Raw genomic sequence first — 18838 nt, forward strand, 5'->3', positions numbered from 1 at the left:
CACCGCCCATGACCATCGTCGTCACCACCCCCACCGGCAAGGTCGGATCCCGCGCCGTCCGCCTCCTGCTCCAGGCCGGCGTACGCCCCCGGGTCCTCGTCCGCGACCCCGCGCGCCTCGACCGGGCGACCCGGGGCCTCGTCGACGTCCGGACCGGCGACATGACGGACGCGGTGTTCGTCCGGGAGGCGACGGCCGGCGCCCGGACCGTCTTCTGGGCCGACCCCACCCCGCACACCGACCCCGAGCCCAACGCGGCCTCCGAGCGGACCGCCGCCGGGCTCGTGGACGCCGCCCGCGCCGGCGACGTCGAGCGCGTCGTGCTGCTCAGCAGCGTCGGCGCGGAACTGCGCGGCGGCGCCGGGCACATCGACGCGCTCGGCCGGATCGAGGAGAGTCTCGACGCCACCGGCGCCGACACCGTCCACCTGCGCTGCGGCTATTTCTTCAGCAACCTTCTGATGTCCCTGGACGACCTGGCCCGCGGTGTGCTCCCCACGCCGTTCCGGCCGGAGCGCCCCATGGCCTGGGTCGACCCGCGGGACATCGGCGACGTCGTCGCCGCGCGGCTGCTCGCCGACGACTGGAGGGGGCGCGTCGTCCAGGGCGTGCACGGGCCCGAGGACCTGAGCTTCGCGCAGGTCGCGAAGATCCTGACGGAGGCGCTCGGCCGGCCGGTGCGGGTGGAGGCGGTCGGCGACGACGAGGTGCGCGCCGCGCTGGGCGCCGCGGGGCTGCCGCCCGGCGCCGTGGAGGGCATCGCCGGCATGGCGGCCGGCACCCGCGACCTGACCCCCGAGCAGCCGCGCGATGTGCTCACCACCACGCCCACCACCCTCACCGCCTGGGCGTACGCCCACCTGAGGCCGATGCTCGACGGGAGGACCCGCGAGGCGCGGGGCGGCGGGGCCGCGGCCTGACCCCGGCCCGGGGCAGGTGCCGCAGCGTGAACACCCCCAGCGCCGCGTGCAGCAGCGCCGCGACCAGCGCCACGGCGTGCAGCCCGGTGACGAAGGCGGCCTCCGCCTCCCCGGCCGCCGCCGCGGTGACCCCCGGCACCTGCAGCGTCTCGGTGAGGGTGCCGGCCAGCTCGGGGCCCCGCAGCCGGAAGACCAGCGCCGCCAGCGAGCCGAGCAGCGCGATGCCGAGGGCGTTGCCGATCTCGTTGCTCGTCTCGGCGATCGCACCGGCCGACCCCGCGCGCTCCGGCGGCACCGCGGCCACGGCGGTGTCGGCGACGACGCTGAACGAGATGCCGTAGCCGACCCCGGCGACGACGGTGCCCGCGATGTACCACCCCGTGCCGCCCGAGACCCCCGTGGGCAGGAGCAGCAGCAGACCGCCGGCGATGACGACATGGCAGGTGAGCAGCGCCGGCCGGGTGCCGGTGCGCGCGACCGCCAGCGGGGTGACCACGCAGGTGACGGTGAGCACGACGGCTCCGGGCAGCGTGACCAGGGCCGCGTCGAAGACGTCCAGCCCGCGCACCGACTGCAGGTAGACGCCGCCCAGGTAGGCCACCGCCGACCAGGCCGCCAGCGGCAGCAGCCCGGTGACGGCCGCGATCGCGAAGAGCCGGTCACGGAAGAGCCGGAGGTCGATCAGCGGATGCGCGAGCCGCAGTTGGCGGCGTACGAACCACCACACCAGAGCGACGCCCGCGCCGGCCGCGGCGAGCGCGACGGCGCCCGGCCCGTCCGCCGCCGATCGCTTGATCCCGTAGACGGCCAGCAGGATGCCCGCGGCCGACAGCACGACACTGAGGGCGTCCACACGGCCCGGCCCGCCGGCGCGTACCTCGCGCAGCAGCCGCGGCGCCAGGAGCAGGAACAGCGCGACCACCGGAAGGTTGATCAGGAACACCGAGCCCCACCAGAAGTGCGCCAGCAACTGGCCGCCGACGACAGGGCCGATCGCGAAACCGGCGGCGAAGGCCGCCGCGAAGATCCCGATGGCCTGTGCGCGCCGCCGCGCGTCGGTGAACAGCTCGCTCAGCACCGCGAGCGCCGACGGCAGCAGCGTGGCGTCGGCCACTCCCATCAGCACGCGGGACGCGATCAGCAGCTCCGCCGACGGCGCGAACGCCGCGCCCGCGGAGGCCGCGCCGAACGCCGCCGCACCGGCCATCAGCAGCCGGAGCCGGCCGTAGCGGTCGCCGATGGCGCCGAACGCGACGAGCAGCGATCCGACCGCGAACCCGTAGCCGTCGAGGATCCACAGCGCCTGGTCCGCGGAGGGGGACAGCTCCGCGGAGATCCGGGGCATCGCCAGGAACAGCACCGAGCCGTCCATCGCGACCAGCAGCACCGGGCCGAGCACCACGAGCAGTCCGAGCCATGCCCGCGGTCCGGGGGCGGGAGGGGGAGAAGTACGCCGTACGTCCATGAACACGACGGTGCTTCGCCGCCCGCCCGCGGGCCATCCCCGCGCCGTGGGTACACCTGGCAGGGGTACCCGTGGCGCCCGTGCCCGCGCCCCCCGAGACGTAGCCTCGGGAGCATGGAAACGGAGAGCCTCGGCGCGTACCTGAAGTCCCGCCGCGGCCGGGTCACGCCCGCCGACGCCGGACTCGGCACCTACGGCGCCACCCGCCGCGTGCCGGGCCTGCGCCGCGAGGAGCTGGCGCAGCTCGCCGGGGTGAGCGCCGGCTACTACACGCGGCTGGAGCAGGGGCAGGCCGGCACCGCCTCCCGTCAGGTGCTCGGCGCGCTGGCCCGCGTGCTGCGGCTGGATCCGGCCGAGACGGCCCACCTGCACAATCTCGCGCGCCGCCCCGCCGTGCCGCGGCTGACCCGGCCGGAGCCCGAGGAGCCGCACCCGCGGGTGCTTGCGCTGCTGACGTCGCTGGCCGAGACGACCCCGGCCGTCGTGCTGGGCCGCCGCGGTGACGTGCTGGCCTGGAACCGCACCGGCCACGCGCTCGTCGCCGAGCACGTCGACTTCGACGCGCCCGCCGATCCCGGCCGCCGGCCGTCCGTGCCCCGGATGTTCTTCCTCGACCCGCTGGTACGGAACCAGCACGCCAACTGGGCGGAGCTGGCCCGGATCCACGTCGCCTACCTGCGGCTGACGGCCGGCCGCTACCCCACCGACGCCCGCCTCGCCGAGCTGATCGGCGAACTCGCGATGGGCAGTGCGGAGTTCGCGGAGCTGTGGGCCGCGGGCGACGTCGCCGACTGCACCGTGGGCACGATGCGGCTGCGCCACCCGACCGCCGGCGCGCTCGACGTCGGCTATCAGGTCTGGCTCCAGCCCGACAGCCCCGGCCACCGGCTGGAGGTCTACACCCCCGACGACCCCGCCTCGGCGGACGCCCTCAGGCTGCTGGCAGCCCGGCCGCACCGGGCGGGCATCTGACACGATGCCGGGTATGGCCTCCCCGAACGGACCCGGTGAGCACGACGAGCGGGAACCCCTGCCGCAGGGCGAGAGGCGCCGGCAGGCCGGCTCCTTCGGCGCCGCCGCCGACGCCTACGAGCGCGGCCGCCCGCCCTACCCGCGCGAGGCGTGCGCCTGGCTCGTGCCCGGGGACGCCCGCACCGTGGTCGATCTGGGCGCCGGCACCGGCAAGCTCACCCGCGCCCTGCGCGCCCCCGGCCGGGAACTCATCGCCGTCGAGCCCTCCGACGGCATGCGCGCGGGGTTCGCCCGCGTGCTCCCCGGCATCCGGGTCCTCGCGGGCACCGCCGAGGACATCCCCCTGCCTGGCGCCGCCGCCGACGCCGTCGTCTGCGTCCAGGCGTGGCACTGGGTCGATCCCGGCCGCGCCGTCCCGGAGGCCGCCCGGGTGCTGCGCCCCGGCGGGCGGCTCGCGCTGGTGTGGAACAGCCGCGACGAGTCGGTGCCCTGGGTGGCGGAGCTGGGCCGGATCCTGCGGGAGTATGCGGCGGCCCCCGCGGAGGACCGCCAGACGGACCGTATCGGCGCCCCGTTCGGCCCCGTCGAGCGGCGGGAGTTCCGCTGGCGCCATCCGATGACGGACGCCGCGATCGTCGACATGGTCGCCTCCCGCAGCTACGTGATCACCCTGGCGCCCGCCGTACGCGCACGGTTGCTGGACCGGGTACGCGCGCTGCTCGCCGTGGAGCGACCGGGTGAGATGCCGTACGTGACCGAGTGCCATCGCGCCGGCCGATGAGTTCCGCCGGTCCCGGTGGTCTACCTCTCCGGAAACGCACTTCCTGAACGCCGGAGGACCACCATGACCGCCAAAGCACTACCGCCCGTCGTCGACGCCGGCACCTGGCGCCGCGAACTGGACGCACTGCGCGTCCGGGAGAAGGCGGCGACCCGGGAGCTGGACGCCATCGCCGCGCAGCGGCGCCGGCTGCCGATGGTCGAGATGCCCGACTACACCCTGGAGGGTGAGGAAGGACCGGTCCGGCTGGTCGACGTCTTCGCGGGCAAGTCGCAGCTCATCGTTTACAACCACATGTGGTTCGAGGGCAAGGAATGGCAGTGCGGGGGCTGCACGAGCTACACCGCGCAGTTCACCCGGTTCGGCTTCCTCGACCCCTACGACGCCCGTTTCGTCATCGTCACGCAGGGCCCGATCGACGAAGCACTGGCCTACAAGAAGCGTGTCGGCAACAAGATGACCTGGTACTCCACCGCCAACAGCCCGTTCGGCTCCGACGTCGACGCCCCGCCCGGCGGCGGGTTCGCGCTCAACGTCTTCCTGCGCGACGGCGACACCGTCTACCGCACCTGGCACTCCAACGGACGCGGCACCGAGCAGCTCAGCCATACCTTCGCGCTCGTCGACGTGCTGCCGTACGGGCGGCAGGAGGAGTGGCAGGACTCGCCGGAGGGCTGGCCGAAGTCGCCCACGTACAGCGGCTGGCTCGACTCCAAGGACGTCGCCCGCCTCTACGGCGAGGACGGGTAACGCCCCCCGGAGACCGCGCGGCGGCGGGGGCGTCCGGCGCTCTCGTCGCGACGCGGGGCGTTGCCGTGCCGGACCGGGCTTCTCACCTGGTCCGATGACGCGATTCGAGGGATACGGGGTGCTCGTCACGGGCGCCGGGCAGGGCATCGGCGAGGCGGTGGCGCGCCGGTTCGCCGCGGAGGGTGCGGGCGTGCTGGTCACCGGCCGGGACGGCGGGCGCGCCGAGCGGGCCGCGACGGCGATACGTGCCGCCGGTGCCACCGCCCGCGCGCTGGCCTGCGACGTGACGGACGCCGAGGCGGTCCGGGCCGCCGTCGCCCACGCGGCGGACGCCTTCGGCGGCCTGCACGTGCTGGTCAACAACGCCTACGCCGTACACCGCGACCCGCCGCGCTTCGAGGACTGGCGGGAGCCCGACTGGTACGAGGACTTCGAGGTCACCCTGCACGGTGCGGCGCGGTGCGCCCGCGCGGCGCTGCCGCTGCTCGCCGGCGCACCGGGCCGGGCGGCGATCGTCAACATCGGCTCGGTCAACGCCGAACGCCGCGGCGTGGATCACCGGCGTCAGCCTGCCGGTGGACGGCGGGCTGCTGGCGAGCCATCTCGCGATGTCCCGCGGCATGGCGGGCGAGGGCGCGTGACCCCCGGCACCGGTCGCCGCCCGTAAAGATCGGGCCAAGACGGGCTTTTGTCCCCCCGCGGGGGCTACCCTACGCCGGGTAGCGTGAGTCTTGGTGGCGACGGATCGTCGCCTGCGGAGGACCGATGACGGTGCCGATGGCGGCAGTGCACAACCCGGGGGCCCCGTTCGCCGGCGGGCAGGAGCGCGGCGGCCGGCCGGTCTGCCGGTCCGTTCTCGGCTCCCGGCTGCGCCGGCTGCGCCAGGACCGCGGCATCCAGTTGCAGGAGGCCGCCCAGGGGATCGGCGCCTCGGTCGCCAAGCTGTGCCGGCTGGAGCTGGGCCAGGGCGGCTGCAAGGACCACGACGTCTCGGCGCTGCTCGACCTCTACGGCATCGTCGACGAGGCCGAGCTCGACGAGTACGCGGCGCTGACCCGCGGTGCCAACGCGCCGAGCTGGTGGCAGGAGTACAGCGACCTGATACCCAGTCAGGCGGAGACCCACCTCGGCCTGGAGGAGGCAGCCACCGTCATCCGCAGCTACCAGGCCCAGCGCATCCCGGACCTGCTGCAGACGGCCGCGTACGCCCGTGCCATCACCCAGCTCGGCTTCCCGCTGGACCCGGTGCAGACGGTGGAGCGCCGCCTGGACCTGCTCGAACGGCGCCAGCAGGCCCTCACCCGCCCCGACCCGCCGCGCTGGTGGGTGCTGCTCGACGAGGCGGCGCTCCGCCGCTCGGTCGGCGGCCCGGGGGTGATGGAGGACCAGTTGCGGCACCTGCTCCGGCTGCACCTCGAACACCCCACGGTCACCCTGGACGTGGTGCCGCTGGCGACCGGCGGCACGGCGGCGGTGGCGCAGTCGCTGACCATGCTGCGGTTCGCCGAGCCCGAACTGCCGGACGTGGTCTGCCTGGATCAGCTCTCCGGCATCGTGCGCATCGACAAGCCGAGCGAGGTCGACCGCTACCGCCTGGCCCTGGACAACCTCGCCGCGGCCACGAGCGCCGGCACCGACGCCGCCGAGTTCCTGACCCGCCTGCTGCACGGCGACTGACGGCGCGCGCCCCGGCGCACGCCCGGCCCGGCGACACACCCCGCGGGCCGCTGTACCGTCCCCGCGCGCCCACCGGCCACACTGACCCCATGACGGAAACGGAATCTTTCGCGTACGACGTGGTGGTCCTCGGCGCCGGTCCGGTGGGTGAGAACGTCGCCGACCGCACCCGCGCCGCCGGCCTGTCCACCGCGGTCGTCGAGAGCGAACTCGTCGGGGGCGAGTGCTCGTACTGGGCCTGCATGCCCAGCAAGGCCCTGCTGCGGCCGGTGCTCGCGCGCGCCGACGCCCGCCGGGTGCCCGGGCTGAGCGCCCTGGTGGCCGGCGACCTCGACGCGCCCGCGGTTCTCGCCCACCGGGACGCCTACACCTCCCACTGGCAGGACAGCGGCCAGGTCGCCTGGCTGGAGGGCATCGGGGCCGACCTCTACCGCGGCAAGGGCCGCCTCGCCGGCCCGCGCACCGTGACCGTGACCGATGCCGACGGGGCGGTGCGCACGCTGACCGCCGGGCACGCCGTCGCCGTCTGCACCGGCAGCCGCGCCGTGCTGCCGAACCTGCCGGGCCTCGCCGACGTCCGGCCGTGGACCAGCCGGGACGCCACCAGCTCCGCGGCCGTCCCCGGCCGGCTCATCGTCGTCGGCGGCGGCGTGGTCGCCGCCGAGATGGCCACCGCCTGGCATGCGCTCGGCTCCCGGGTCACCGTCCTCGTCCGCGGCGGCGGTCTGCTGGGACGCATGGAGCCCTTCGCGGGGGAGCTGGTCGCCGAGGAGCTCAGGGAGGCCGGTGCCCAGGTCCGTACCGGAACCTCCGTCACCTCCGTGGTCCGCGAGAACGGCATCGTCCGCGCGACCACCGACGCCGGTGACACCGTCGAGGCCGACGAGATCCTCTTCGCCACCGGCCGCGCGCCCCGCACCGACGACATCGGACTGGAGACCGTGGACTTGGAGCCCGGCTCCTGGCTGGCCGTGGACGACAGTCTGCGCGTCGAGGGCAGCCAGTGGCTGTACGCGGTCGGGGACGTCAACCACCGCGCGCTCCTGACCCACCAGGGCAAGTACCAGGCCCGCATCGCCGGGAACGCCATCGCCGCCCGCGCACAGGGCGTGCCCCTGCTGGAGTCGGACCCGTGGGGCGCGCACGCCGCGACCGCCGACCACGGCGCCGTCCCGCAGGTCGTCTTCACCGACCCCGAGGCCGCGGCCGTCGGGCTGACGCTGGCGGAAGCGGAACAGGCCGGCCACCGGGTGCGCGCGGTCGACGTCGACATGGGCTCGGTCGCGGGCGCGGGCCTGTACGCGGACGGCTACCGCGGGCGCGCGCGCATGGTCGTCGACGTGGACGAGGAGATCCTGCGCGGCGTCACGTTCGTCGGACCGGGGGTGGGGGAGATGATCCACTCGGCGACCATCGCGGTCGCGGGCGAGGTGCCGGTGAGCCGGCTGTGGCACGCGGTCCCGTCGTACCCGACGGTCAGCGAGGTGTGGCTGCGGCTGCTGGAGACGTACCGCGGCTGACCGCGCCCTCCGCCCCGGGTCCGGGCGCACCGCGTGCCTCGTACTCCCTGCGGGGTGTGACGAGGCACGCGGACCCGGAGTCCGTCCCGGGTCAGATGCCGAACTCCGAGGGCGACAGCCCGAGCGCCGTGCACGCCTCGCGGATCACCTGCTGCTCGGCCGGGTCGACGTGGCCGTCGGCGCCCGCGATGACGAACCCGGTCTGGATCACCGCCCGCGCCTCCGCCGGCTTCTTCTTGGCCTTGGCGATCTCCTGCAGCGCCTCCGTCCTGCCCTGCTGGAAGTTGACGGTGAGCCGGTCCAGGTGCTTGGTGAACCGCTGCCGCAACTGCTCCGGCGAAAAGTTCTGCAGCACGTCGTTGCTCACGATCATCGCCTCCATGCGCTCCCGCTCGGCGGGGTGCACGTGCCCGTCCGCCGCCGCCACGAGCGCGCAGACGGCCATGGTGGCGTCCCGGTACGCGCCGCTCTTCAGCTCCGTCTTCATCGAGCTGAGCTGGGACTTGAACATGCTCACGAGCTGCGCCCTGGTGCCGCCGCCCGAGCCCGTCGAGCCGCCGCCGCTCCCGGACCGCGCTCCGCCCCGGGATTGCTGAAGGCCCTTGGCCTGGTCCTTGATCCGATCAAACATCGACACTGAATGCCACCTCGGGTTGCGGGCGTGCCGCCCGACTCGTCGGTTCCGGTCCTGGTACCGAAGACCGCTTGCCGCGGTCAGTCTCTCAACGCCCCCGCAGGACGCCGGGGTTCCGCATCCACCCGTCCGGGGGAACGGGGGAACGGGGGAACCGCGGGGGGCGCGGCGCCGTCGGAGAGGCGTGCGGGGGAAACGAGGGGACGGCATGACGGGGGACAGGGCCGACGCGCGTCTGCACGGCAGTACGTGGCTGATCACGGCGGCGATCGTGGTGGGCGCGCTGCTCGCGGGTGGAGTGTGGTGGGCGGTGGAGGGCTCGGACGGGCCGGCGGAGTCCGGGCCGGGCGGCACCGGGGGCACGGCCGTGCCCGGGGCCGAGGCCGTGCACTTCGAGCAGGGGCACGGGCTCGCGCCGGTCAGCACGCTGCTGCGGACGCCGGCGGACGTGACGGCGTTCGCCGGCTGGTATCCGCAGGGGGGCCTCGGCGCCGGACTGCGGGAGAAGCTGCACCAGCGTGACCTGGAGACCGAGGCGCTGGTCGCGTTGAGCTGGAGCAGCGGGTGCACGAGCGCGGAGGGCGCGGTGCTGACGCACGCCGAGGGCACCGGCTACTCGGCGCGGCTGACCGGAACGACCACGTACGAGACGTGCGACAGCCCGTGGGACGTGCTCGCGGTCTTCGCCGTCCCGGAGAAGGACGTCGGTGCGCATCCGGCCATCGGAGGCACCGATCCGGGACCGCCGGGGCCGGCCGAACTCCTGGCGTACGCGCCGCTGGACGGTGCCGTGGCGGGGCGTGAGCGGCGGGCGGCCGAGGTCAGCCAGCCGGACCAGTTCGACGCCTTCGCACGGCCGCTGCCGGCGTCGGCGGTCGCCGTGCTGGAGGGCAGGCTCGGGGGCGTGTACGACGCGGAGCTTCCCGGTCCGGCGCGGCGTTTCGCCTTCGAGGGCCGCGGCTGCGGCGACGACCTGCTGCTGGAGATCACGTCGCGGCGGCTGCGGCCGGTGCCGGCCGGGGGGTGCCGGGACCCGCAGCCCTACGTCGCGGTGTTCTCGGTGCCGGCCGACCGGGTGCCGTCGGGCGCGGTGATCGGCGGCTGAGAAGTCCTCCGAAAGTTTCGATCATCGTTGCGAAACTGGCTGGAAATCACCGTTGTCGCACGAAGGGCGCCTTCCTACCGTATGGGAGCGCTCCCATACGAGGAGGACCCCCCATGCACTTCCACCCGCTCCGCCGGCTCCGACCGCTCCCCTGGACGGTCGTCGCCGTCGTCGCCGTCGCGGCGATGCTCGCCGCCATCCTCGACGCCCGGCCGGGGGCCGCCGCCGACCGCCCCGGGACCGTCGCGCAGGCGGCTCCCGGGGTCGAGGACGACGGCGCCGACTGCCCCGTCCCCAGCCCGCCCACGCCCTCGGATCCGCTGCTGCCCGATCCTTTCACCAAGCTGGACGGCACCCGCGTCACCAGCACGTCCGACTGGCGCTGCCGCCGGGCGGAGATCAGGGAGCTGGCCGAGCGCACCGTCTACGGCCAGAAGCCGGCCAAGCCCGCAGTCGTCACCGGCAGCGTCTCGCGGACCGGGATCACCGTGAACGTCTCGGACCAGGGCCGCAGCGCGAACTTCTCGGCAAGCGTCGACCTGCCCTCCGGCACCGGCCCGTTCCCCGCGGTCGTCGTCTACGGCGGGTTCGGGGCGGACACCGCCGCCATCAAGGCCGCGGGCGCCGCCGTCGTCAACTTCGACCCGTACGCCGTGGGCCGGGAGGGCACCCCGCGCAACAACAAGCAGGGCGCCTTCTACAGCGTCTACGGCTCCTCCAGCAGCACCGGGCTGCTCATGGCCTGGGCCTGGGGCGTCAGCCGGATCATCGACGTCATCGAGCAGTCGGACGGCAGCGTGCTGCGGGCGGACGCGACCGGCGTCACCGGTTGCTCCCGGTTCGGCAAGGGTGCGTTCGTGGCCGGCGCGTTCGACCAGCGCATCGCGCTGACGATGCCCGTCGAGTCGGGTACCGCGGGCGCACCCGCCCTCCGCAGCATCGCCCGGGAGAGCGGCGCGCAGCCGCTGAGCAGCGGGTACTCGGAACAGCCGTGGCTGGGCGACGCCTTCGGCTCGTACACCGGCGACCCGGCGCAACTGCCGGTGGACACCCACGAGATGGTCGGCATGATCGCGCCTCGCGGGCTGTTCCTCATGGAGAATCCGCACATCGACTGGCTCGGCGCCCGGTCCGGCAGCGTCGCGGCGCTCGGCGGGGCCGAGGTCTACAAGGCGCTCGGCGCGGGCCAGAACATCAGTTACTGGTCCGATGTGCAGGACGGCACCCACTGCGCCTCCCGGTCCGAGTGGCGCGGCCCGCTGCAGCAGAGCATCGCGACGTTCCTGAACGGTACGGGCACCGCGCCCGGTGTGTTCCGGATCTCGCCGCAGAAGCCCGGCAACCTCGCCGAGTGGCGCACCTGGCAGACCCCGGTCCTCACCGACGGCGGCTGACCCCGCCGGTCCCCCACACCACCCCCTCGGCGTACGCGTGCCCGAGGGGGTGGCTCCCTGCGGTGAGCTGTGGCGCTCTCTGTGAGACCTTGTGCTTGATCACCGGCGCCGCGGCGGACCGCCGCGGCGCTCCGAGCGCGCGACGTCACCGGGAGGAGCGCTGAAGCTCCACGCATCCGACGCCATCGTGCGGCGCCCGCTTCTGGCCGGCGCCGTCGAGCGGCTCCGCGCGCCCGCCGTGGCGCAGACGCTGCGCGCCACCATGGCCGCCACGATCGCGTACGTCGTCGCCCTCCAGCTCAGCAACGGCCCCAAACCGCTGACGGCACCGCTGACCGCGCTGCTCGTCGTCCAGGTGACCTTCTACGCCACCCTCACCACCGGCATCCGCCGTGTCACCGCCGTGGTGGTCGGGGTGCTCATCGCCAGCGGGTTCAGCGCGCTGGTGGGCCTGAGCTGGTGGAGCCTCGGGCTGATCATGCTCAGCTCGCTGATCGCGGGCCGCATCGTGCGGGTGAGCGAGTTCGTGCCCGAGGTCGCGATCAGCGCGATGCTCGTGCTCGGCGTCAGCCATGTGGAGGACACGGCGTTCACCCGGATCCTGGAGACGATCACCGGCGCCGTGGTCGGCCTGACGTTCAACCTGTTGCTGGCGCCCCCGGTATGGGTGGAGAGCGCCGGCGACGCCATCGAGGACCTGGCCCGGCGCATGCGCCGCCTGATGTCGCGCAGCGCGGAGCAGCTCACCGAGGTCACCTCTCCCGCCGTCGCCGCCGACCGGCTGCAGACGGCGCGCGACCTGGACGACTTCGTCGGCGAGGTCGACACCTCGCTGCGCCGCGCGGAGGACAGCCTGCGCCTCAACCCCCGGGTGAGCGAGGGCCTCATGCACCGCGTGGTGCTGCGCACCGGACTGGACACGCTGGAGGTCTGCGCGGTGGTGCTGCGCGTCCTCACCCGTGGCCTCACGGACCTGGCGGAGGCGCGGCGGCCGGGGGAGCCCTTGTTCCCCCGCGAGGCGGGGGTGGCGCTGCAGGATCTGTTCGGCTATCTCGGCGACGCGCTGGTGAGCTTCGCGCAACTGGTCTCGACCGAGGTCTCGGCGAACGCCGAGACCGCGGCCGGCCGGCTGGACGCGGACCTCTCGGCGGCCCGTACCGTACGCGACCGGGTGGAGGCCCTGCTCCTGGACACCGTGGGGACCGACGAGAGGAACTGGTTCCTGTACGGCGGGCTGCTCGCCGACGTCAACCGGCTCATCGACGAACTGGACACCGAGAACCGCTCCGCCCGCCTCCTGGAAGGTCTGGACCGCAGCAGCCGCGACTACCGCGAGCGCTTGCCCCGGCTTGCACGCCTCAGCGCCTGGATCACCCGCTGAACCGCTCGGCCGCCGCCGCCAGCTCGTCCAGCGCCCGCAGCGACTCCGCCTCCGGCAGCGTCGGCAGGTCCAGCAGCACCCGCTCCAGCCCCAGCCCGGCGTACGTCTCCAGGGCGTCCGGCTCGTGCGACGCGGAGTACGGCACCACCGGCGCGTCGCCCGCCACCTCCCGCAGCCGCCGCATCCGCGCGCCCAGTTCCCCGGCCGGCACCCGGCTCGGCAGCCACGCCGCGCCGTACGCCGCCACCCGTGCGAAGGCCGGCTCGCCGCCCCCGCCCACGTAGACGGGCGGATGGGGGCGCTGCACCGGCTTCGGCCAGCAGAAGACCGGGTCGAAGTCGACGAACTCGCCGTGGAACTCCGCCTCGTCCCGCGTCCACAGCTCGATCATCGCGCGCACCCGCTCGTCCAGCAGCCGCCCGCGGGTGCGCGGATCCGTGCCGTGGTTGCGCATCTCCTCGCGGTTCCACCCGGCTCCGATGCCGAAGGCCACCCGGCCGCCCGAAAGCAGGTCGAGCGTGGCGACCTCCTTCGCGGTGACGATCGGGTCCCGCTCCACGAGCAGCGTGACTCCGGTGCCGAGGAGCAGGTTCCGCGTCGCCGACGCGACCGCCGAGAGGGCGACGAACGGATCGAGCGTGCGGTAGTACTTCCGGGGCAGCTCGCCGCCGGCCGGCAGGGGCGAGACCCGGGCGACCGGGATGTGGGTGTGCTCGGCGACGAACAGCGCGTCGAAGCCGCGCTCCTCCAGCGCCCGCCCGAGCACCGCCGGTGCGATGCCCTCGTCGGTCAGGAACGTCGACACCCCGAACTTCACCTGCGGCCACCTCTCCTCGGATGCACACGTCGCGTACCGCCCCGGTCACGCGCCACGCACGGTCGCACACCCCGGGCACGCCCGCAAGGATCAAGGGCCGCCTTCACCCACGCCGCCGGTACGGCCTCGGTGCCGGCCGGGCCCGCGGGACCTGATGCGAACCGACCCGCACCGGGCGCGAACGGCGAAGTCCGGGACACCCGGGTCGGAAGAGGAGGGATGTCTGAAAAGCCGCCGATGGGGGTACGCGAGGCTGAATGAGAGTCGGCGTGATCGATGCGGGATCCCACACGGTGCGCCTGGTGGTCGCGGACGCGGACGGCAGGGTGCCGCTGCCCGTGCACACCGCCAAGCGGCAACTGCGCCTGGCGGAGCTCGCCGAGCCCGACGGACGGCTCGGCGAGCGTGCGGTCGCGGAGCTGGCCGCGGCCGTCGGCGCCGCCCGGGAGGAGGCCCGGCGCTGGGGGGTGGCGGAGCCTTTCGCCTTCGCCACCGCGGTCGTCCGCGACGCCCCCAACGTGCGCGACATCTGCCGCGCCGTCCGTGAGCGCACCGACGTGGCCCTGCAACTGCTGCCCGGGGAGAAGGAGGCGGAGCTGACGTTCCTGGCGGCCCGCCGGTGGATGGGCTGGCGGGCCGGGCCGATGGCCGTCCTCGACATCGGCGGCGGCTCGTTCGAGGTGGCCTGCGGCCGCAGCAGGCTGCCCGACTTCGCCATCGCGGTGCCGCTGGGCGCCGCCCGTCTGACCCGCGAGTTCTTCGGCAAGCACGACCCGCCGCCGCCCGCCGCCGTCAAGGCCGTGCGCCGCCATGTGCGGCACCGCCTGCGCGACGTCGCCGCGCGCATCCGCTGGGAGGCGCCCCGTACGACCGTCGTCACCTCCCGCACCATGCAGCAGCTCGCCCGGCTCTGCGGTGCCGCACCCGGCCGGCACGGTCCGTTCGTCCCGCGCACGATGGCGCAGGAGGACCTGCGCGGTGCGGTCAAGCGGTTGCGGGGGCTGCCCGCGGCCGAACGCGCCCGGCTGCCCGGCATCTCGCCGGCCCGCGCCCGGCAGTCGCTGGCCGGCGCGGTGGTCGCGCACACCGCGATGAAGCTGATGAGCATCGAGGTGGTCACGGTCTGCCCCTGGGCGATCCGCGAAGGCATCCTGCTGCGCACCATCGAGGAGGGCAGCGTGAGCTGGTGGACGGCCCCGGGCGGTGACGAACCGCGCGTGCCGGGACCCCGCAGGCCCCACCCGGGCCCCGGGTTCGACCAGATCCGGACGCAGATCAACCTGTCGAACTGAGCCCGAAACGCCGCCCGTCCGCGGCCGAAGGGGCGTCAGCGGCGGCGCGTTGACCACGATGCGGGCGGGCGGCGTGGTACCCCGGATCTCATGGACGCAGAGGCCCAGGACAACGACGGCAGCACGGCCCGGGATCCCGCGGCCCGTAAACGCCACCCCGTGCTCTTCCGTGCGGCGCAGGCCAGGCTCCGGCCCAGGTGGCGGCTGAGCGAGATCACCGTCACCGAGGAACCCGAGATCAAGCGCGCCGTGCGCGCCGCCGCGCTCGGCAATGCCATGGAGTGGTTCGACTACGGCATCTACGCCTACCTCGCCGTCACCCTCGGCGAGGTCTTCTACTCCGGCGCCAGCGAGGGCACCCGCACGATGCTGTCGCTGGCGACCTTCGCGATCTCCTTCGCCGTGCGCCCCCTGGGCGGCGCGTTCTTCGGCCCGCTCGGCGACCGCGTCGGCCGCAAGCAGGTGCTGGCGCTGACGATGATCCTGATGGCCTCGGCCACCTTCTCCATCGGCCTCATCCCCAGCTACGAGACCATCGGCATGTGGGCGCCCCTGCTGCTCATCGTCGCCCGGCTGACGCAGGGCTTCTCCACCGGCGGCGAGTACGGCGGCGCGGCCACCTTCATCGCCGAATACGCCCCCGACAAGCGGCGCGGCTACTACGGCAGCTTCCTGGAGATGGGCACCCTCGCCGGCTACATCGGCGCCTCCGGGCTCGTCCTGGTGCTCACCGCCGGCATCGGCGAGGGCGCGATGGGCTCCTGGGGCTGGCGCGTGCCGTTCCTCATCGGCGGACCGCTGGGAGCGATCGGGCTCTACCTGCGGCTGAAGCTGGAGGAGACGCCCGCCTTCGTCAAGTCCGAGGCGGGCCGGGCCACGGTCGCGGAGGTGACGGGCGGGGCGGAGACGCTCAGCCCGGAGGCGCGGACCGAGCGGAAGCAGGGGCCGGGGGAGCTGCGGCAGATCATGGCGGGGCAGCGCAGGATGCTGATGCTGTGCATCGCGCTGGTGGCCGCGTACAACGTGGCCAACTACATGCTTCTCACCTACATGCCGACGTATCTCACGGAGGCCCTGGACTGGCCGCGCACCGGACAGCTCGCCGTCGTCATCGCCACCATGGTGGCGATGATCGCCGTCGTCACGTTCATCGGCAGGCTCAACGACCGCCACGGCCGCAAGCCCCTGCTGATGGCCGGCATGGTCGGCTTCCTCGTGGTGACCGCGCCGGCCTACGCCCTGCTCCGGCAGGGCTCCGTCCTCGCCGTCTTCGGCGGGATGCTGCTGCTCGGGGGCAGCCTCATCTGTCTCCAGGGCACCATGTCGGCGACGCTGCCGGCGCTCTTCCCCACGGAGGTGCGCTACGGCTCCCTCGCCATCGGCTACAACATCTCCGTCGCGGTCTTCGGCGGCACCACCCCCGCGGTCATCGAAGGGCTGGTGCACGTCCTGGACACCCAGATGGCGGCGGCGTACTACACGATGGCCTTCGCCGTCGTCGGCATCGTCTCCGTATCGCTGCTGAAGGAGACCGCCGGCCTGCCGCTGTGGGGCTCCCCGCCCGCGGTGGCGACGGCGGCGGAGGCCGAGGAGGTGGTACGCACCCAGCGCCGGAACTTCTCCTGACCGGCGCCGGGGCGGGCGGGCCCGGCTCAGCCGTGCAGGGCGGGCCGGTAGACGAGTTCCTGGATGCGGCCGTCGAGGGTCCGGGTCTCGATCAGGTCGAGGTCGAAGTCGGCCGCGCCCCCGAAGACCGGGGCGAGCCCGGACCGTCCGGTGATCACCGGAAAGAGGGTGACCTGCACGCGGTCGACCAGGCCGGCGGCCATCAGCGCCCGGTTCATCGCCAGGCTGCCGTGCGAGCGCAGCGGCACGTCGGACTCCTCCTTCAGCCGGGCGACGACGTCGAGGGCGTCGCCGTGCGCGACGGTGGCGTCCGGCCAGTCGAGCGGCTCCGTCAGGGTGGTCGACACCACGGTCGCCGGCAGTTGGGTCATCCGGGTGACCCACGGGTCGCGTACGTCGTCGCCCTCGCTGCTCTCGGCGATCATCCGGGAGAACATCCGGTGGGTCGTGGCGCCGAAGACCATCCGCTGCTCCTGGCTGTACAGGCCGAGGCGGTGGTCCAGCAGCTCGGGGCCCTGCTTGCCCCAGTAGCCGGTCCAGTCGCCCCCGGCGGCGCCGAAGCCGTCGAGGCTGCTGAAGACGTCGAAGGTGTACGTGGCGGTCATGATGCGCTCCTCGGAAGGCCGTTGCTCGGGTACGTGGAGAGGGACGGGGCGGGGCACCGGAACTCATCGCCGCGCGCGTTCAGGTTTCGCACGGACGCCGCCGGGGGAGAGGCCCGAAGATTGGGAGCGCTCCCAATCTTCACCTCTACCGGAGGAGGAGCCGCAGTGTCATCGCTACCGAACGATCGCACCGACGCGCGGAGTCTGCCCGTCCGCGCCCTCCTGGCCGTCCTGGCCGCCGCCGCGCTCCTGATGACGCCCTGGACCGGCGGTACCGCGCAGGCCCACGGCTCCGCGGCCGACCCCGTCTCCCGCAACTACGGCTGCTGGCAGCGCTGGGGAGACGACTTCCAGAACCCTGACATGCAGCAGCAGGACCCGATGTGCTGGCAGGCGTGGCAGCACGACACCAACGGCATGTGGAACTGGAACGGCCTCTACCGCGAGGGCACCGGCGGCGACTTCGAGGCCCACATCCCCGACAACCAGCTCTGCAGCGCCGGCCACACCCAGGACGGCCGCTACGACTCCATGGACACCCCCGGCGCGTGGAAGACCTCCGCCATCGGCACGGACTTCACCGTCGACGTCCTCGACCAGGCGTACCACGGCGCCGACTACCTCTACGTCTACGTGACCCGGCAGGGCTACGACGCGCAGAACGACGCGCTGGACTGGGGAGACCTGGAGCGCGTGGCCACCGCCGGCCCGTACGGGCCCGCCAACCACTACACCGCGAACGCCAGCGCGCCGGGCCGCAGCGGTCACCACATCGTCTACACCATCTGGAAGGCGTCGCACGCGGACCAGATCTACTTCTTCTGCAGCGATGTGACGTTCTAGCGCGGGCCAGGCTGGCGGAAGTCCGGCCCGGCCCCGCGTCGTCCCAGTTCAGGCCCGTACCGTGGGCCCTTCGGGATGGCGCAACACTGCCGCAACACACTTCCGCGCGGCGCGCGCCTATGGTGCCGTCATGCCTTCCGCGCAACGCCTGAGAGAGCAGCCCGCCGCCGGCCGGCCGAGCCCGGCCGGCGGCGGTGCGGGCGGTCACGGCACGGCCGCCGCGCGGCGCCGCCGGCTGCGCGCGGACCGCGCGAGGCAGTTGGCCGACCTGCTGCGCGGGCAGGTTCTCGGCGGCGCGTACCCCGACGGCGTGCTGCCGCACGAGTCGACGCTCGGCGCCGACTACGACGCCACCCGCAACACCGTGCGCCAGGCCCTGGACCTGCTGCGCTCCGAACGGCTGGTGGAACGCGTGCCGGGGCTGGGCACGGTGGTCGTCGCGGAGAAGTACGCGCACGGGCTCGACCGGCTGCAGGGCCTGGCCGAGACGCTGCACGAGCACGGCCGCGTCACCAACGAGATCCGCACCGCGGGGCCCGTCGCCGCCCCCGCCTGCGTCGCCGAGCGCCTCGGCGAGCCAGAGGGCGGCGAGGTGCTGTACGTGGAGCGGTTGCGCCGCCTCGGCGGGCTGCCGCTCTCCCTGGACCTGACGTACCTGCCCATGGACATCGGCGTCCGGCTCCTCGGCGCCGACCTGGAGAACACCGACATCTTCCGGCTGCTGGAGGAGCTGACCGGGCAGCCGCTGGGCACCGCGGAGATCACTCTGGAGGCCGTCACCGCCGACGCGCACTCCGCCGCCGTGCTCCAGGCGCCGCGCGGCGCCGCGCTGCTGATGCTGGAGCGGCTCACCCATCTGTCCGACGGCCGCCCGGTGGACCTGGAGTTCGTCCGCTTCCGCGGTGACCGGATCACCATGCGCGGGCTGCTGCACCGCTGTCGCTGACCACCCGCCTCCGCCCTGTCGCGCCGTACCCCTGCATCCGTACAGCCTGTATGCCCTGTACATCGCATACATCTCATACGTTCTGTGCTTTCCGTACCTCCTGTTCATCC

Annotated in this window: 18 protein-coding genes; 14 read left to right on the forward strand and 4 right to left on the reverse strand. The window is 73.9% G+C overall.

The window, feature by feature from the left end; all coding sequences use genetic code 11:
- Positions 1-8: 8 nt before the first annotated feature.
- A complete protein-coding gene (locus I003_RS0130490; protein ID WP_027774882.1) occupies positions 9-920 on the forward strand; it encodes an NmrA family NAD(P)-binding protein in 912 nt (303 codons plus the stop codon).
- On the opposite strand, the gene I003_RS34060 is transcribed toward I003_RS0130490, so the two are convergent.
- Positions 838-2385 carry an MFS transporter gene (locus tag I003_RS34060; RefSeq protein WP_199784372.1) on the reverse strand — a complete coding sequence of 516 codons (1548 nt, stop codon included), beginning with the start codon at positions 2383-2385 and terminating at the stop codon, positions 838-840. The two genes, I003_RS0130490 and I003_RS34060, sit on opposite strands and share 83 nt — an antisense overlap.
- Before the next feature lie 114 nt (positions 2386-2499).
- On the opposite strand from I003_RS34060, the gene I003_RS0130500 reads away from it, so the two are divergent.
- From I003_RS0130500 to I003_RS0130525, 6 genes are all read left to right on the forward strand, one after another.
- Entirely contained in the window at positions 2500-3357 is an 858-nt protein-coding gene (locus I003_RS0130500; protein WP_027774883.1) for an MmyB family transcriptional regulator, read from the forward strand.
- Positions 3358-3370: 13 nt separating this feature from the next.
- Complete coding sequence (locus I003_RS34065) at positions 3371-4138, forward strand: class I SAM-dependent methyltransferase (protein WP_486584476.1); 768 nt, start codon at positions 3371-3373, stop codon at positions 4136-4138.
- A gap of 63 nt (positions 4139-4201) precedes the next feature.
- On the forward strand, positions 4202-4888 hold the full coding sequence (locus I003_RS0130510; protein WP_027774884.1) for a DUF899 family protein: 687 nt from the start codon (positions 4202-4204) through the stop codon (positions 4886-4888).
- 94 nt (positions 4889-4982) lie between these two features.
- A complete protein-coding gene (locus I003_RS34070; RefSeq protein WP_486584477.1) occupies positions 4983-5555 on the forward strand; it encodes an SDR family NAD(P)-dependent oxidoreductase in 573 nt (190 codons plus the stop codon).
- 98 nt (positions 5556-5653) lie between these two features.
- On the forward strand, positions 5654-6565 hold the full coding sequence (locus I003_RS0130520) for a Scr1 family TA system antitoxin-like transcriptional regulator (RefSeq protein WP_027774885.1): 912 nt from the start codon (positions 5654-5656) through the stop codon (positions 6563-6565).
- 89 nt (positions 6566-6654) lie between these two features.
- Positions 6655-8085, forward strand: coding sequence for a dihydrolipoyl dehydrogenase family protein (locus I003_RS0130525; protein WP_027774886.1), 1431 nt, complete (start codon positions 6655-6657; stop codon positions 8083-8085).
- Between the two features lie 91 nt (positions 8086-8176).
- On the opposite strand, the gene I003_RS0130530 is transcribed toward I003_RS0130525, so the two are convergent.
- A complete protein-coding gene (locus I003_RS0130530) occupies positions 8177-8716 on the reverse strand; it encodes a tellurite resistance TerB family protein (protein ID WP_486584496.1) in 540 nt (179 codons plus the stop codon).
- 211 nt (positions 8717-8927) lie between these two features.
- Between I003_RS0130530 and I003_RS0130535 the strand changes: the two genes are divergently transcribed.
- The 3 genes from I003_RS0130535 (at position 8928) to I003_RS0130545 (ending at position 12599) form a co-directional block, all read left to right on the forward strand.
- The gene (locus tag I003_RS0130535) at positions 8928-9824 is read left to right on the forward strand and encodes a hypothetical protein (RefSeq protein WP_027774888.1); all 897 of its coding nucleotides are present in this window, start codon (positions 8928-8930) and stop codon (positions 9822-9824) included.
- A 113-nt stretch (positions 9825-9937) separates the two neighbouring features.
- Complete coding sequence (locus I003_RS0130540; protein ID WP_027774889.1) at positions 9938-11218, forward strand: glucuronyl esterase domain-containing protein; 1281 nt, start codon at positions 9938-9940, stop codon at positions 11216-11218.
- Between the two features lie 187 nt (positions 11219-11405).
- On the forward strand, positions 11406-12599 hold the full coding sequence (locus I003_RS0130545; protein WP_486584478.1) for an FUSC family protein: 1194 nt from the start codon (positions 11406-11408) through the stop codon (positions 12597-12599).
- Here the strand turns inward: I003_RS0130545 and I003_RS0130550 are convergent.
- Positions 12589-13416 carry an LLM class F420-dependent oxidoreductase gene (locus tag I003_RS0130550; protein ID WP_027774891.1) on the reverse strand — a complete coding sequence of 276 codons (828 nt, stop codon included), beginning with the start codon at positions 13414-13416 and terminating at the stop codon, positions 12589-12591. The two genes, I003_RS0130545 and I003_RS0130550, sit on opposite strands and share 11 nt — an antisense overlap.
- Before the next feature lie 257 nt (positions 13417-13673).
- On the opposite strand from I003_RS0130550, the gene I003_RS0130555 reads away from it, so the two are divergent.
- Both I003_RS0130555 and I003_RS0130560 read left to right on the forward strand, forming a co-directional pair.
- A complete protein-coding gene (locus tag I003_RS0130555) occupies positions 13674-14708 on the forward strand; it encodes a Ppx/GppA family phosphatase (protein WP_486584479.1) in 1035 nt (344 codons plus the stop codon).
- 90 nt (positions 14709-14798) lie between these two features.
- Entirely contained in the window at positions 14799-16334 is a 1536-nt protein-coding gene (locus tag I003_RS0130560) for an MFS transporter (RefSeq protein WP_027774893.1), read from the forward strand.
- Between the two features lie 26 nt (positions 16335-16360).
- Here I003_RS0130560 and I003_RS0130565 read toward each other — a convergent pair whose 3' ends face one another.
- A complete protein-coding gene (locus I003_RS0130565; RefSeq protein WP_027774894.1) occupies positions 16361-16939 on the reverse strand; it encodes a dihydrofolate reductase family protein in 579 nt (192 codons plus the stop codon).
- A gap of 165 nt (positions 16940-17104) precedes the next feature.
- On the opposite strand from I003_RS0130565, the gene I003_RS0130570 reads away from it, so the two are divergent.
- Positions 17105-17782, forward strand: a complete 678-nt coding sequence (locus tag I003_RS0130570) for a lytic polysaccharide monooxygenase (protein WP_027774895.1) — start codon at positions 17105-17107, stop codon at positions 17780-17782.
- A 130-nt stretch (positions 17783-17912) separates the two neighbouring features.
- Positions 17913-18728 (forward strand): GntR family transcriptional regulator, encoded by an 816-nt coding sequence (locus I003_RS0130575; protein WP_027774896.1) that lies wholly within the window; start codon positions 17913-17915, stop codon positions 18726-18728.
- The last annotated feature ends 110 nt before the right edge of the window (positions 18729-18838 follow it).

The organism is Streptomyces sp. CNQ329 (assembly GCF_000482585.1).

What these genes read in the sequence shown, in the direction of transcription:
- I003_RS0130540 (WP_027774889.1), top strand. Translation starts at nt 9,938, where the DNA reads ATGCACTTCCACCCGCTCCGCCGGCTCCGACCGCTCCCCTGGACGGTC.
- I003_RS0130575 (WP_027774896.1), top strand. Translation starts at nt 17,913, where the DNA reads ATGCCTTCCGCGCAACGCCTGAGAGAGCAGCCCGCCGCCGGCCGGCCG.
- I003_RS0130490 (WP_027774882.1), top strand. Translation starts at nt 9, where the DNA reads ATGACCATCGTCGTCACCACCCCCACCGGCAAGGTCGGATCCCGCGCC.
- I003_RS0130525 (WP_027774886.1), top strand. Translation starts at nt 6,655, where the DNA reads ATGACGGAAACGGAATCTTTCGCGTACGACGTGGTGGTCCTCGGCGCC.
- I003_RS34060 (WP_199784372.1), bottom strand. Translation starts at nt 2,385, where the DNA reads ATGGACGTACGGCGTACTTCTCCCCCTCCCGCCCCCGGACCGCGGGCA.
- I003_RS34065 (WP_486584476.1), top strand. Translation starts at nt 3,371, where the DNA reads ATGGCCTCCCCGAACGGACCCGGTGAGCACGACGAGCGGGAACCCCTG.
- I003_RS0130520 (WP_027774885.1), top strand. Translation starts at nt 5,654, where the DNA reads ATGACGGTGCCGATGGCGGCAGTGCACAACCCGGGGGCCCCGTTCGCC.
- I003_RS0130530 (WP_486584496.1), bottom strand. Translation starts at nt 8,716, where the DNA reads ATGTTTGATCGGATCAAGGACCAGGCCAAGGGCCTTCAGCAATCCCGG.
- I003_RS0130560 (WP_027774893.1), top strand. Translation starts at nt 14,799, where the DNA reads ATGGACGCAGAGGCCCAGGACAACGACGGCAGCACGGCCCGGGATCCC.
- I003_RS0130500 (WP_027774883.1), top strand. Translation starts at nt 2,500, where the DNA reads ATGGAAACGGAGAGCCTCGGCGCGTACCTGAAGTCCCGCCGCGGCCGG.
- I003_RS34070 (WP_486584477.1), top strand. Translation starts at nt 4,983, where the DNA reads ATGACGCGATTCGAGGGATACGGGGTGCTCGTCACGGGCGCCGGGCAG.
- I003_RS0130555 (WP_486584479.1), top strand. Translation starts at nt 13,674, where the DNA reads ATGAGAGTCGGCGTGATCGATGCGGGATCCCACACGGTGCGCCTGGTG.
- I003_RS0130535 (WP_027774888.1), top strand. Translation starts at nt 8,928, where the DNA reads ATGACGGGGGACAGGGCCGACGCGCGTCTGCACGGCAGTACGTGGCTG.
- I003_RS0130510 (WP_027774884.1), top strand. Translation starts at nt 4,202, where the DNA reads ATGACCGCCAAAGCACTACCGCCCGTCGTCGACGCCGGCACCTGGCGC.
- I003_RS0130565 (WP_027774894.1), bottom strand. Translation starts at nt 16,939, where the DNA reads ATGACCGCCACGTACACCTTCGACGTCTTCAGCAGCCTCGACGGCTTC.